This is a genomic window from Nocardia sienata NBRC 100364 (genome assembly GCF_001613205.1).
GTDB lineage: Bacteria > Actinomycetota > Actinomycetes > Mycobacteriales > Mycobacteriaceae > Nocardia > Nocardia sienata.
Genome location: NZ_BDBX01000004.1, coordinates 27,395 through 40,928, shown reverse-complemented (window position 1 = coordinate 40,928; position 13,534 = coordinate 27,395). Strand labels below are relative to the sequence as shown.

The 13,534-nt window shown below is 69.5% G+C and carries 9 protein-coding genes and 1 pseudogene; 5 read left to right on the top strand and 5 right to left on the bottom strand.

What is annotated here, in order from left to right; genetic code table 11:
* Positions 1-104: 104 nt before the first annotated feature.
* The 3 genes from NS4_RS03185 to NS4_RS03175 form a co-directional block, all read right to left on the bottom strand.
* Positions 105-866 (bottom strand): SDR family NAD(P)-dependent oxidoreductase, encoded by a 762-nt coding sequence (locus NS4_RS03185; RefSeq protein WP_063057969.1) that lies wholly within the window; start codon positions 864-866, stop codon positions 105-107.
* A 129-nt stretch (positions 867-995) separates the two neighbouring features.
* Positions 996-2,081: an ADP-ribosylglycohydrolase family protein gene (locus NS4_RS03180; RefSeq protein WP_063058363.1), complete on the bottom strand. Its 1,086-nt coding sequence runs from the start codon at positions 2,079-2,081 to the stop codon at positions 996-998.
* 396 nt (positions 2,082-2,477) lie between these two features.
* On the bottom strand, positions 2,478-3,704 hold the full coding sequence (locus NS4_RS03175) for an oxygenase MpaB family protein (RefSeq protein ID WP_063057968.1): 1,227 nt from the start codon (positions 3,702-3,704) through the stop codon (positions 2,478-2,480).
* Between NS4_RS03175 and hpnE the strand changes: the two genes are divergently transcribed.
* From hpnE to NS4_RS03150, 5 genes and pseudogenes are all read left to right on the top strand, one after another.
* Positions 3,663-5,147, top strand: coding sequence for a hydroxysqualene dehydroxylase HpnE (gene hpnE, locus NS4_RS03170; protein WP_157105869.1), 1,485 nt, complete (start codon positions 3,663-3,665; stop codon positions 5,145-5,147). The genes NS4_RS03175 and hpnE overlap by 42 nt on opposite strands.
* Positions 5,148-5,413: 266 nt before the next feature.
* Positions 5,414-5,932, top strand: coding sequence for an SRPBCC family protein (locus NS4_RS03165; RefSeq protein ID WP_369690197.1), 519 nt, complete (start codon positions 5,414-5,416; stop codon positions 5,930-5,932).
* A 95-nt stretch (positions 5,933-6,027) separates the two neighbouring features.
* Positions 6,028-6,511, top strand: a pseudogene (locus NS4_RS33195) (cholesterol oxidase); the annotation flags it as partial.
* A gap of 218 nt (positions 6,512-6,729) precedes the next feature.
* Positions 6,730-8,946 (top strand): acyl-CoA dehydrogenase family protein, encoded by a 2,217-nt coding sequence (locus NS4_RS03155; RefSeq protein ID WP_245665040.1) that lies wholly within the window; start codon positions 6,730-6,732, stop codon positions 8,944-8,946.
* An 83-nt stretch (positions 8,947-9,029) separates the two neighbouring features.
* Positions 9,030-9,986 carry an NAD(P)H-dependent flavin oxidoreductase gene (locus tag NS4_RS03150; protein ID WP_157105868.1) on the top strand — a complete coding sequence of 319 codons (957 nt, stop codon included), beginning with the start codon at positions 9,030-9,032 and terminating at the stop codon, positions 9,984-9,986.
* A 6-nt stretch (positions 9,987-9,992) separates the two neighbouring features.
* Here NS4_RS03150 and NS4_RS03145 read toward each other — a convergent pair whose 3' ends face one another.
* Together NS4_RS03145 and NS4_RS03140 are read right to left on the bottom strand one after the other, a co-directional pair.
* A complete protein-coding gene (locus tag NS4_RS03145) occupies positions 9,993-11,039 on the bottom strand; it encodes a CE1 family esterase (RefSeq protein ID WP_157105867.1) in 1,047 nt (348 codons plus the stop codon).
* Positions 11,040-11,169: 130 nt separating this feature from the next.
* The gene (locus NS4_RS03140; protein ID WP_063057963.1) at positions 11,170-13,431 is read right to left on the bottom strand and encodes a glycoside hydrolase family 3 C-terminal domain-containing protein; all 2,262 of its coding nucleotides are present in this window, start codon (positions 13,429-13,431) and stop codon (positions 11,170-11,172) included.
* Positions 13,432-13,534: the final 103 nt, after the last annotated feature.

Here is a 13,534-nt window from a genome sequence, read left to right as displayed (position 1 = left end):
TCCCATTATGGTGCGGGCGCCCGGCGCGGTCGGATGCCGGCTCCCCGCACGACTCCGGGGCACTGCCGGGCCGCCCGGCCGGTAGTGCCCCGGTTCGTGGCGATTCACTTGGGCGCGAAGCGCATTCCGGCGTCCAGGCGCAGACACTGGCCGTTGAGCATGCCGTTCTCGACAATGGCGGCGGCCAGCTTCGCGTACTCTTCCGGGCGTCCCATCCGCTTGGGGAAGGCATTGCCGGCGACCAGCGGGGTGACCATTTCCTCGGGCACTCCGGCGAGGATGCCGGTATCGAAGAGTGACGGCGCGATGGCCAGCACCCGGACACCGACCGAGCCGAGGTCGCGCGCCATGGTCAACGCCATGCCGGCGATACCGGCCTTGGCGGCGGTGTAGGCCACCTGCCCGATCTGGCCCTCGAAGGCGGCAATGGAGGCGGTGTTGACGATGACACCGCGTTCGCCGTCGGCGTTCGGCTCGCCCTGGCTCATATGCCAGGCCTGCAACCGGTTGAGGTTGAAGGTGGCGATCAGGTTCAGATTGATGATCTGGGTGAACGACTCCAGATCGTGCGGGCCCGTTTTCGACAGGGTGCGTTTGGCGATCCCGCCGCCGGCGGTGTTGACGGCGATATCGAGGCCGCCCAGTTCGGCCACCGCGTCGGCCAGCACGGATTCGACTCCCGCGTGGTCGGTGACATCGGCCTCGAAGAAGGAACCACCGAGATCGGCCGCGACCTTGTTGCCCTCACTGGCGGTCCGGTCGACGATCACGACCTTCGCCCCGCGCGCGGCCAGCAGCTCGGCGCTGGCCCGTCCCATCCCGGAGGCGCCTCCGACGACGACTGCACGTGTTCCCTGAATCTCCATTGTTCCTGTCTTTCTCGGTGTGATGCCCGGTCGTCGCACGCCGAACGTATACCGGCCTACGTTATAGCGGCGGGGCGCGACCGGACCACGGTTTTCGTAGAAGTCTCGGTGATACTGCTGGTCAGATGCTCAGAGTGGTTCGGCCGGATCGAGCGGATAGCGTGGACCGGTCCGATTCCGGCTGCCGTAGTGGAAGCTCACCACGAGATCGTCGGCCACCTGGATCAGCGCATCGCGGCCCTCCACTGTCCGCACCCATTCCGTCGGGAGCGCGGAAAGCCCGTACCGGGCCCCGAGGAGGTTGCCGGCCACGGCTCCGGTGGAATCGGAGTCCCCGGAATGGTTCACCGCCAGCAGCAGTGCGCCGCGCAGATCGCCGGTCTGCTCGGCGTGTAGCGCGCAGTACGCCGCGATCGCGAGACATTCCTCGGCGACCCAGCCCTGGCCGATCCGTTCGACTCCCTCGGGTGTCGCACGCTCGGCGGCGAGGGATACAGCGTGGGAGAGCGCCGCGATCGTTTCGTCCGCCCGGGCGTGTGTTGTCAGGAGCGCCAGAACTTCGTCGAGCGCCGCGGGAAACGCCGCCCCGGCGACGAGCCGGTCGATCAGGGCGGCGAACGCGCCGGCCGCCGCACAGCCGGTCGGATGACCGTGGGTGAGCTGGGCGCAGCGTGCCGCGGTTGTGCAGGCGGTTCCGGCCCCCGCGCCGGTGAGGCCGAAGGGCGCCGACCGCATCACCGTTCCGCACCCTTTGGAGTCCGGGTTCACGGGCCCGGGTTCGCCGGACGGTCCCGGGGCCAGATAGCCTGCTGTCTGGCGTCGTAATCCACTCATACAGGCGTTGCCCGGCGCGCGGACCGCGTAGAGGAAGGGCAGTCCGGCCAGCCAACCGTCCGGCCTGCTCTCCGGGCCCGGCTCCTGCTGCGTCCGCAGCCAGCGGAGGTAGGCCCGGCGCAGGGACGGTGCCGGATCCCCGCCGGGCGGGCAGCGCAGTAGCCCCTCGGCGGTGAACAGCGTCATCTGGGTGTCGTCGGTGATCGCCTGTGGTGCATCGGGATCCGGGCCGGGCAGGAAGCCGGTGACCCCGCCCGGTCCGTAGCGGGCGCGGATGTTGGGCAGGGACAGGAATTCGATCGGCCAGCCGAGCGCATCACCGATCGCACCGCCCACCAGCGTCCCGCGGATCCGGTCGACGAGGGTTTCGTATTCGCGCACGATCAGCGATCCTCGCAGCACGGTCCGTTCCGGCACAACATATTCGGCCTCAGCCCGGCAAGCACTCGGCCCGGCCGGATCCGCGCGGCACCAGGCTCGTGCGGTAGCGCCCCCGGGTCGCCGACATCCACACCTGTTCGGTCACACCCTGATAGTGGCCCAGCGGGGTTTTGAGCGGCGCCGGTGGACCCCAGTCGCCGGGCCGCCGGCCGTGCCACCGGGCGAGGAATTGGCCAGGCGAATCGGCCGGTCGGCCACGGGTACATCTCCTCGTGCACCGACGAGTCTGCTGTGTGAGGGCCGACGTCGTCATATCGGGGCCGGTGTTGTCGCTCTCCGGCCACGGCGCCGGATACCGCCCGGAAATGAGCGCGACCGGTGCGCCGCCGCGCGCTCTCAGGCGCCGGCTTGGAGGTTCTGTGCGGAGAGCCCCACGGTCGCGGACCCGGAGCCGACCAGCATCCGCTGGAAGGCTTCCTGTTCCCGCATGCCCCGTGCTTCTGCACGCGCCCGCGCACCCGGGCTGATCCGCGTGGCCGCGCTGCGGGCGAGATTGACCGGCAATCGCAGCATCGGGTACCACGGCGGCATATACGGCCACAGGCCGAGCTTGCGCATGGCGCCGGGCCCCAGGTACATGGTGGCGATCGAAAGGTGCTGGGCGCGGGCGATTCTGCCGCGCAGCCACGGCAGGTTGGGATAATGCCAGGTGAGTGGGTCGTTCGCCATCGGCAGCGCGAGCTGGCGGGTGGTCTCGTCCGGGTTGGTGATGGCGGTCATGCAGTGGTACAGAATTCGCACGCTGTCGCGGAATCCGGTGGGCAGCCATTCGTCGGCCACACCCATGAGCCACCCCACGTAGCGCGCGAGATGGGCGGCCGCTTCCCGATCCGCCCGCGAGGGCAGGATTCCCATCGCCATTCCGCCGATGAACGGTGCGATAAGGGCGCCGACCAGCGTCGCCGCCATATCCGTCTGGTTGATCGGCAGCCCCCAGGCGTCACCGTCCCAGTCCGGCATGGCGACCACGTGCCGGCGGACCAGCGAGTGGACGAATCGCACGTGCAGGGTCGAACGGTACCCGGGGCCGAACTTCTCCATTCCGTTCTGGACGTCCAGCGCCCACTGCATGGTTTCGGCGAACCGCTGCGCCGGCCCTTTCTCCAGGGCGCCGGTACGCAGCAGCGTCTTGTTGAAACCCGAGGCGAGATAACCGCCGAGGAAAGAGACATCCCGCGCCAGGTACAGCCCGTCGAATCCGCCGCGGCGCAGGACCTGTTCGCCGCGGCGCAGCGCCTGCTCGTCGAGCCAGGCCGGTGGCGCCTCCACGGCGGTGAAGAAATCGCGCAGCGGGGTCGGCGCATCCGGGACCGAATCGATCCCGGCGCGCAGGGCCTGTTCGAATTGCGGCCGGGTGGTGCCCATCCCGGTCGTGATCATCCAGTCGACCAGCGAATCCATCGGCTCGTCCCCGACCAGCAGGGAGGCGCCCATGGCGTCCCACTGCTCGGCATCGGGCGCGCCTATGCCCATCAGCAGGGCGAACGGTCGCAGTCCGGGAACCCGGACCGGAGCAGCGGGATGACGGGTGGGAATCGCTGCACCTGTGTTGTCGGAACCCATGAAACGAATGTATGGACTGCGTTACATTGTGTCAATCATGGGGTTCGCGAGGTCCGGGAGAAGCAGATGAACGATGCCCGTCGATATGTCGTGATCGGGGGCGGGCTCGCCGGCCTGGCCGCGGCGGTATGGCTGGCCGAGGCCGGGAAGCAGGTGACCCTGCTCGAGCGGCGGGCCCGGCTGGGCGGGCGTACGCAGGCGATGGAGGTACCCGAGGTCGGCGACACCCCGGACAACGGTCAGCATGTGGTGGCCAGCGGCTACCGCAGCCTGTTCCGCTACCTCGAGAGCGTGGGGACCCGCGAGCACCTGGAATTCCCGGGCGCGGGTACGTTGCGCTGGCCGGGGGGACGCGCGGTCCTGTTGTACACCAGGGGGTTCCGTGCGGTACGCACATTGCTCGGCGCCCACCCCGACGCGGGGGTGCTCGACCGGCTCCGGGCGCTGCGCGCGACGATCCGGCTCGGGCGCCAAGCCCTGTACCAGCCCGCGGATCTGGCCGATATCACCACCGAGCAGTGGTTCGAGCGGGTGGGCATGCCCGCGACAGCGCGGGAGGCGCTGTGGGACTGGCTGGCGCTCGGCATCGCGGCCGAACCGGTCCAGCGGGAATCGGCGAAGGTGTTCGCCGACGTACTGGCGACCGGTATCCGTATCGGGGCGCAGGACCGGGTCGGCGTCACCATCGGCTATCCGACTGTGGACCTGGACACCCTGTACATCACCGGTGCCGAGCGGGCCTTCGCCCGATACGGTGTCGATGTCCGGTTCCGGGCGGTGGCCCGACGGATCCTGATCACCGACGGCCTGGTGACCGGGGTGCAACTGGCCGACGGAACCGAGGTCCCGGCCGACGCGGTGGTGTGCGCGGTCCCCAATTCGCGCATCCACGGTCTGCTCGACGAATTGCCCGAACACGCCGAGATCTATGCGGCCGCGGACAAGCTGGGCGTTACCCCGATCGTCAGCACCAACCTGTATCTGGACCGGCCGCTGCGGACGAAATCCGCCATGGAAGCGCTGATCGGCGGGACCGGCGTGATCGACGAGGTCTTCGATCGGCAGCGTATGCACGGCCGGACCCCCGACGGTGCCTGGCTCTACTGCCTCACCACCAGCGGCGCCTACGAACAGATCCACAAGAGCAACGACGAGATCGTCGAGGAGCAGCTCGCGCTGATCCGTCGCTACTATCCGGAAGCCGAGGCGGCACGGCTGGTGCACGCCCAGGTCGTGAAAATGCCGAAGGCCACCTTCTCGCAGGTGCTGGGCACCACGGGGCTGCGCCCGGACCAGCGGACCTCGGTGCCGAATCTCGTGCTGGCCGGCGATTGGACCCGCACCGACTGGTCGGCCACGATGGAAAGTGCCGCCCAGAGCGCGGAGCGGGCAGTGGCGGCACTGCTCGAACATGCCGGCGGGGCGGGCCGCGACCGGCGATGACACGGGGACCGGCGCCCTCCGGCCGAGCTACCGGCAGTTGTCCGTGCGGCGCATTCCCCGTGACCGCCCCGGGCTGCTGCCGGTGTCGACTCCGGCAGAGCGGGATTGCGCCCGCGCGTTGATCCGCACGCCGAGTGTGCCGCCGTCGAGGACGGGTCCGGATCCGTGTCGGCGAGGTGGTGAGGCCGGCAGTCCGCCGATCTCGCGGCGGCCGCCGCGGTGCCTACGATCGACGAGTAATACGGGGCCGACAAGGAGTTACGACCGTGGTGAGAATTTCCCGGACCACCCAGGTGTCCGACAGCATCGTGGTGGACATCGATCCGGAGACTGCCTACGACGCAGTGACCGATGTGACGCAGATGGGCAGGTGGAGTCCGGAGAACACCGGGGCCGTCGTCCCGGAGCCGGGCCGCCCCGTCTACCCCGGAATGGAATTCGTGGGTGCCAACCGGCGCGGCGCCATGCGCTGGCACACCGGATGCACGGTGGTGGTGGCCGAGCGGCCGAGCCGGTTCGTCTTCGAGGTCCGCCGGTGGGGAGTGTGGAAGCCGTTGCTGCCGGTGGCCGTGGCCACCTGGGAGTATCGGTTCGAGGACGTGGCCGGCGGCACTCGGATCACCGAGACCTGGTACGACGATCGCGCCGGCTGGCCGGACACGCCCGCACTGTGGTTCGACCGGATCGCCACCGGAAAACGAGGCTTCGCCGAATTCCAGAAGGACAATATCCGGCAAACCCTGGAGCGGATGAAGGCCGAACTGGAGACTGTTCGCGAAATCTGAACCGGCTCCACCTGCGGTGAACAGCGGTCCAGGTCGCACTACCCCGGCTCCGAGTAGGTCGCTGAACCAGCGCGATAGGCCGAACCGCGACGAGGAAGGCCTCCTACACCAACGACGCCGGCGCGTTCGGGGGTGCACAACGGCGGTAAGCATTCGGTGGACGTCACCTATGTGGCCGAGGCCACCGGCCTGGTCGTTGTGCAGGTCACGCACAACATCACCGATGCGGCACGCGGTCCGGATGGCCGCTGGATCCTCCCTGTGGATCGGACCGACGAGGCCGCGCGGGTGCTGGAGAAGAAGATCCTCACCGCCAAGGCGATCATCATGGCCGCCGGCAGTCTCCCACCACCGACCTGCTCGTGCGCGCCTGCGCCAAGGGGCTGGTACCGGATCTGCCCGACGAACTCGGCGCGGGCTGGGGAACCAACCCCGACCGGATCTACACCTGGACCAACCTGGCCGAGGACTTCGGTCCCGAACAGGGCGGACCTCGTCTACGGCAGCCTCAACTGGCGCGATCCGGCGACGGCGCACACCGTCATCCAGGCCTCGATTCCGCCGCTGGGTATGGATCCACACTTCGATGACCATCGCCGCAGTGGCCGAACGAGCCATGGACAACCTGGTCGCTCAGGAGGTGGGGTCGGTCATCTGACGGCCGCCGGGCCCGGGACGGCCGGGCCCACCCGGGTCCGGGGTTGTGCGAATCGCCCCGCCGCGAGTAGAACAGGTTCTAATCTGAATTCCCGTACCCGATCGGGAAGAGACCGTGCCCCTCGACCGGAATGAGAACCGTGCCTGTAGCGCTGACCGCCGACCAGGCGGCACTGGCCGAAACCGTGACCGGATTCGCCGACCGCCGTGCCGGTCGCGGATATCTCCGCGGGAACACCGAAGCCCTGAAGGCGGGCGTGCGGCCGGTTTTCTGGCCCGACCTGGTGGCGCTCGGCCTGACCGGGGTCCATCTGCCGGAATCGATCGGCGGACAGGGCGGCACACTCGACGAGCTCGCGGTGGTGGTCGCCGAATTCGGGCGGGCGCTGCTGCCGGGCCCGCTGCTGCCCACCGTGGTCACCAGCGCGGTCCTCGCCGCAGCGGCGGGGGAGGACCGCGTCGACGCCCTGCTGCGGAAATTCGCCGACGGGGCGACCGGCGCGGTCGTCGTGCCCGAGCACGCGATCACGGTGGACGATGGCGGCGGCGAGACCGCCCGGCTCAGCGGCGCCACCGGACCGGTGCTGGGGGCCGCGTCGGCCGAACTGTTCGTGGTGGCCGCCGCATCCGGCGCCCGGACCCGGTGGTTCGTCGTCGACCGGACGGCCGCGGGAGTCGAGGTCGAGGTGCAGGACGGGGTCGACCTGGGCCGCGATATCGGGAAGATCCGGTTCACCTCGGTCGCCGTCGACGCGCCGGTCGCGCTCGATACCGAGCGGGCCGTCGCGGTCACCGTGGCGCTGTCGGCCGTCGAGGCCGCGGGGGTGATCCGCTGGTGTTCGGACACCGCGACCGCCTACGTCACCTCGCGCACCCAGTTCGGCCGGCCGATCGGCGCCTTCCAAGCGGTACAGCACCGCACCGCGCAACTACTGATCACCAGCGAACTCGCCACCGCGGCGGCCTGGGACGCGATTCGCGGCCTGGACGACGATGCGCGGCAGCGGACGCACGCGGTCGCCGGGGCGGCGCTCACCACCCTCGGCAACGCGGTACACGCGGCCGTGGAATGTCTGGGCCTGCACGGCGCGATCGGGTTCACCTGGGAGCACGATCTGCACCTCTACTGGCGGCGGGCCATCGCGCTGGCCGCGCTGGCCGGGCCGGTGGAATCGTGGGAACTGCGGCTGGGCGCGGCGGCGCTGCACGGGCCGCGTACCTTCGCCGTACCCCTGCCCGAGACCGATTCGTCCTTTCGCGAACAGGTTTCGGAGATCCTGGACCGCGCGGCGGAACTGGACAACCCGGGCCCGTCGAAAATCGGCGACACCGATGCGGTGAATCCGGGCCCGCGCCGGACGCTGCTGGCCGACAACGGCCTGGTCTCGCCGCCGATGCCGCGGCCCTACGGGATCGAGGCCGGACCGCTCGAACAGCTGATCCTGCAGGACGAATACGACCGGCACGGGATCGCCCAGCCCTCCATGGGAATCGGCCAGTGGGTGGTACCCATCGTGCTGCACCGCGGCACACCCGAACAATTGGCCCGGTTGGCGGCTCCCGCACTGCGCGGCGAAGAGATCTGGTGCCAGCTGTTCAGCGAACCGGAGGCCGGATCCGATGTCGCCTCCCTGAGCCTGCGGGCCACCCGGGTCGAGGGCGGATGGGAGTTGAACGGACAGAAGATCTGGACCACGCTCGCCCATCGCGCCGACTGGGGGTTGCTGCTGGGCCGCACCGATCCGGACGCCGAACGGCACCGCGGACTCACCATGTTCCTGGTCGATATGCACGGCGCCGGGGTGACGGTCCGCCCGATCACCCAGGCCAGCGGTGGTGCCGAGTTCAACGAGGTCTTCTTCGACAACGCTTTCGTCCCCGATTCGATGATCCTGGGCGAGCCGGGGCAGGGCTGGACGCTGACCCTGGAGACGCTGGCGCAGGAACGGCTGTTCATCGGTGGTGTCCGGGATCCCGGACACAACAAACGGATCAAGGAGATCATCGAGCGCGAGGAGTACGCCGGCAGCCGGGACGACGCGCTGCGCACACTCGGTCGTATCAGTGCTCGGGGCGCGGCCGTCTCGGCGTTGAATCTGCGCGAGACCATCCGGCGGCTGGACGGTCAGCCGGTCGGTCCGGCCACGAGTGTCGCGAAGGCGGCGGCCTCCATGCTGCACACCGACGCCGCGGCGGCCGCCCTGAACTTGATCGGCCCGGCCGGGGCCCTCGGCGAAGCGGTCTCCGAACCGGTACACCACGAACTCGATATCCCCACCTGGATCATCGGCGGTGGGACGCTGGAGATCCAGCTCAACACGATCGCGACGCTGGTGCTCGGGCTGCCCCGAAAATAACGCGCGGACCGCCCGGGCCGGTGTGCCCGGGACCACGGCCCGACCCGCAACTGAGGGCGGGTGCCCCTGTTACCGTCGGTGGGGTGACCGAGCGACTACCCGCGATCCTGCGCGCCGACCTGCGCCTACCCGTTATCGCCGCCCCCATGTTCATCGTCTCCGGCCCCGAACTGGTCCTCGCCCAGTCGAAGGCGGGGATCATCGGCTCCTTCCCGGCGCTCAATGCGCGCAGCACCGACAAGCTGCGGGAATGGCTCACTCGGATCACCGGGGAACTGGCCGCGACCCCGGGTGCGGCGCCGTACGCGGTGAACCTGATCGTGCACAAGAGCAATGCGCGCCTGCTCGAGGATCTGGCGATCCTGGAGGAGTTCCGGGTACCGATCGTGATCACCTCGCTGGGCGCGCGCGCCGATGTCAACGAACGGATCCACGCCTACGGCGGGGTGGTGCTGCATGATGTCATCAGCGATACCTTCGCCCGCAAGGCCGTGGCCAAGGGGGCCGATGGACTGGTCGCGGTGGCCGCCGGAGCGGGTGGCCACGGCGGGACGGTATCGCCGTTCGCGCTGATCCGGGAGATCCGGGAGTGGTTCGACGGCCCGCTGGCACTCTCGGGCGCCATCGCGCACGGCGACAGCGTGCTCGCGGCCCTCGCCGCGGGCGCCGATTTCGCCTATATGGGTTCGACCTTCATCGCGACCGACGAGGCCGCGGCGGTGCCCGAGTACAAGAAGATGATCGTCGCGGGCACCGCCGGGGATATCGTCTACACGGATTTCTTCACCGGCGTCAAGGGCAACTACCTGCGTCCGAGTATCGTCGCCGCCGGTATGGACCCCGACGCGCTGGGGGCACCGGGGGATGGCTCCGGCTCCCTGGAATTCCTGAACTCCGGTGAGGCCAAGGCATGGCGCGATATCTGGGGCGCGGGCCACGGTATCGGCGCGGTGACCGGGATCGGTCCCACCGCGGCCGTGGTCGACCGGCTCGCCGCGGAGTACGAGCGGGCGCGGGAGCGGCTGGCCGCGCTGGGTTGAGCGATATCAGTTCAGCGCGTGTGCGCGGAAGAAGTCCCAGATGAGCGCGGTGGCGCTGATGGACTGCGTATCGGTGCCGACCAGGTCCACCGGGAAGATCTCCGACGGGGTGCCGAACCAGAGATGACCGCCCCCGATCACCGACCACAGCTGCACCTCGGCCCCTGCCGGGCACGGATAGGCCGACAGGACCGCATCGCCGGTGACCTGCTGCTCGACGGGTTCGCTCGCACATCCGTTGCGCCGGGCCCAGACGGCGGCATTCTCCGGAATCGATTGCGGGCCCGGACCTTCCACATCAGGTCCCCGATGGGCGGGGTCGGCCGAACCGGATCCGTCCGGCGAAGGGAGCAGCCGCGCGTTCGGACCGGTGCCGCCCTCGTAGGCGACGATGGGGTCCGCGGTGCCGTGCAGGGCGATCACCGGCATCGGCCGGGCCGGCGTACACCAGGCGAAATCGGCCAGGCCCGCGACCGGCGCGATGGCGGCGATCCGATCGGCCAGCTGGCAGCCCAGTGACGACGTGGTGAAGCCGCCCATGGACAGCCCGGTGGCGTAGATCCGCCGGGTGTCCACGCACAGTGTGGATTCCACCTCGGTGAGCAGATCCGCCAGGTAGCCGATATCGGCCGAACCGGGGCCGAAGTCCCAGCGGGGCAGGCCGGGCCGCAACAGTTGCGGAGTGACGGTGACGAAGCCGTGCGTCCGTCCGTAGGCGCCGAGCCCGGTGCTCATGTACTGGATCAACGCGGGTTCGAGATATCCGTGCAGGTCCAGCACCACCGGCAGCGGCCGGCCCGTGCTCGCGGGAATGTCTCGGCCGTAGACACCCGAGACGCCGCGGGAGCTGAACAGTACCGCCTCGGTGCCGGGTGGCGGTTGCGGTGCCGCACAGCCGGCCGAGGGGAGCGCAGGCGCGGTCGCGGGTTCGGCGTGGGCGGGGCTCGTTGTCAGGCCGAGGGATACGACGACCGCGAAGACGGTCGGCACTGCCCACGCTCCGGCGAAGCGCCGAAGTCGCTCGCGCGCGGTGGAAATAGCGTTTCTGTTCATGCGAAAGATCATGGCAACTCGGAGTAATCCACTTGCCGTAATCCTGCATTCACACAGTTCGGGCCCTGGACATGTCCGAGGCACGCACTCCGACGGGCAGCGGGCGCGCCTCGAATCCCGGCCTCTTGTTTCAGCCGTTCGCTCGGGCCAGCAGATCGTCGAGTTCCTCGGCGGTCATCAGCCCACCGAGGTTCAGCGCGATTCGGCCGATGGGGATGGACCCGATCATGCGCGCCATATCCACCCCGAGATCGGTACCCGCCGAACGACCGGGCTCACCGATCAGCGGCCCGAGTATCGCGCCGAGTTCCGGCCCCGCCACCGGATTCGCCATGACCTCGGCGAACGCCGACTCCCGGGTGAGCGGCATCCGAACCTCGTCGCCGTCGACCCGGACGGTCGCGCGCACCGGCAGATCCCGGCTGGAGCGACCGATGGACATGATGTATTCGCCGCCTTCGACGATCCAACGACCAGCGGGTTCGTGCCAGCGGGCGAATTCCCGCCGGGGTATCCGGATGGTGACCTCGTCGGCCGCACCGGGTGCCAGCTCCACCGTCGCGAAACCGCCGAGCTCCCGCGGCGGGCGCAGTATCGCCGAGGTCACCGGGCTCGTATAGACCTGCACGACCTCCCGGCCCGCCCGTGTGCCGGTGTTGGTCACCCGCACCGTCACCGTGACGCCGTCGGCGTCGGCGACCGCGTGTGGCTCGGCGTAGGCGAAGGTCGTATAGGTCAATCCGTGCCCGAACGGGAAGCTCACCTCGAGTTCACGACGGTCGTACCAGCGGTAGCCGACGAAAATACCTTCCCCGTACCGGACATGGCCCTGCTCACCCGGGAAATTGTCGTAGGCGGGGACATCGGTGAGCCGTAGCGGGATCGTTTCGGTCAACCGGCCCGCCGGTGCGGTGATACCGAACAGCAGATCGGCGACGGCGCCGCCGGCCGCCTGGCCCAGCAGAGCGGCGTCCAGGATCGCGTCCGCGGCACCGACGACGGGCGCCGACCGCACGACACCGCCGTGCGCCAGGACCACGACGACCCGGTCCTGCACCGCGCGAACGGCGTGCAGCAGCTCGAGCTGGTCCGTGGGCAGTTCGATATGGTCGCGATCGAAACCCTCGGATTCCTGTGCGGCCGCAAGCCCCAGGAAGAGTACGGCGACATCGGCCTGTGCGGCCGCCTCGACGGCCTCCGCGCGCAGATCAGCTGTCGCGGTAGCGGATCCGGTATCGAACCCGCGGGCGTAGGTGACCGTCGCCGATCCGGCGTGGGCGCGGATCTCGTCCAGCGCGATATCGACCCGGGTGGCGTTGACATGAGACGATCCGCCGCCCTGGTAGCGCGGTTCGGTCGCGAATTCGCCGAGCACCGCGATATGCCCGCCGGGGGAAAGAGGCAGGACATCGTGGTCGTTCTTCAACAGCACCGCGCAGCGGCTCGCGACCGTACGGGCGAGGCCATGGTGCTCGTCGGCATCCCAGCCGGTCGCCGGATCGGCGCTGCCTGTGGCACGGATGGCCAGGGCGGCGATCCGACGTGCGGAAGCTTCCAGGACCTCCGGGGCCAGCGAGCCGTCGGCGACCGCGGCGACCACACGCCGATCACCGGCCTCGTCGGCACCGGGCATCGCCAGATCCAGTCCGGCGGCGACCGCGGCGACCCGGTCGTCGACCGCACCCCAGTCGCTCACCACCACACCCGTGAAACCCCACTCCTCGCGCAGGACCTCGGTGAGCAGCCAGTGGTTCTGCGCCGCGTACACGCCGTTGATCTTGTTGTACGAACACATCACCGTCCAGGGGGCGGCCTCCCGTACCACGTGCCCGAACGCGTGCAGATAGATCTCGCGCAGCGGGCGCGGATCGACATCCGAACTCGACGTCATCCGTTCGTGTTCGGTGTTGTTCGCCGCGAAGTGCTTCAGCGACGCACCCACACCTTGTTCCTGGAGTCCGCGGACCCAGCCGGTGGCGAGCGCGGCGGTCAGCCGGGGATCCTCGGAGTAGTACTCGAAATTGCGGCCGCAACGCGGATCCCGCTTGATGTTGATACCGGGACCCAGCACGATGTGCACACCCGCGGCCCGGGCCTCCCGGCCGATCGCCGCCCCCACCTGCGCCGCGAGCTCCGGATCCCAGCTCTGTCCCAGACCCACCGCGGGCGGAAAACAAGTGGCCGGAATACTCGGGCCGATGCCCAGCGCGTCACCGGCGTGGTCCGGATCCTGATAGCGCAGGCCGTGCGGGCCGTCGGAGACGGTGATCGACGGGATATCCCCGATCGGCTCGGTCGACCAGAAGTCGCGGCCACTGCCCAGCCGGGCGCGCTGCTCGACCGACAGGGAGGCGACGAGGTCGTCCGGGGTGGACGCGATCGGGTCCGGCATACGACTCCTCCTGATGGTTCGGCACTGCTGTCGAACCTAGCCGCTGGGAGCGGTGCGGTGGTGGATACGACCAGCGTTGCGTGCAGCCGGCGGCACCGCCGGT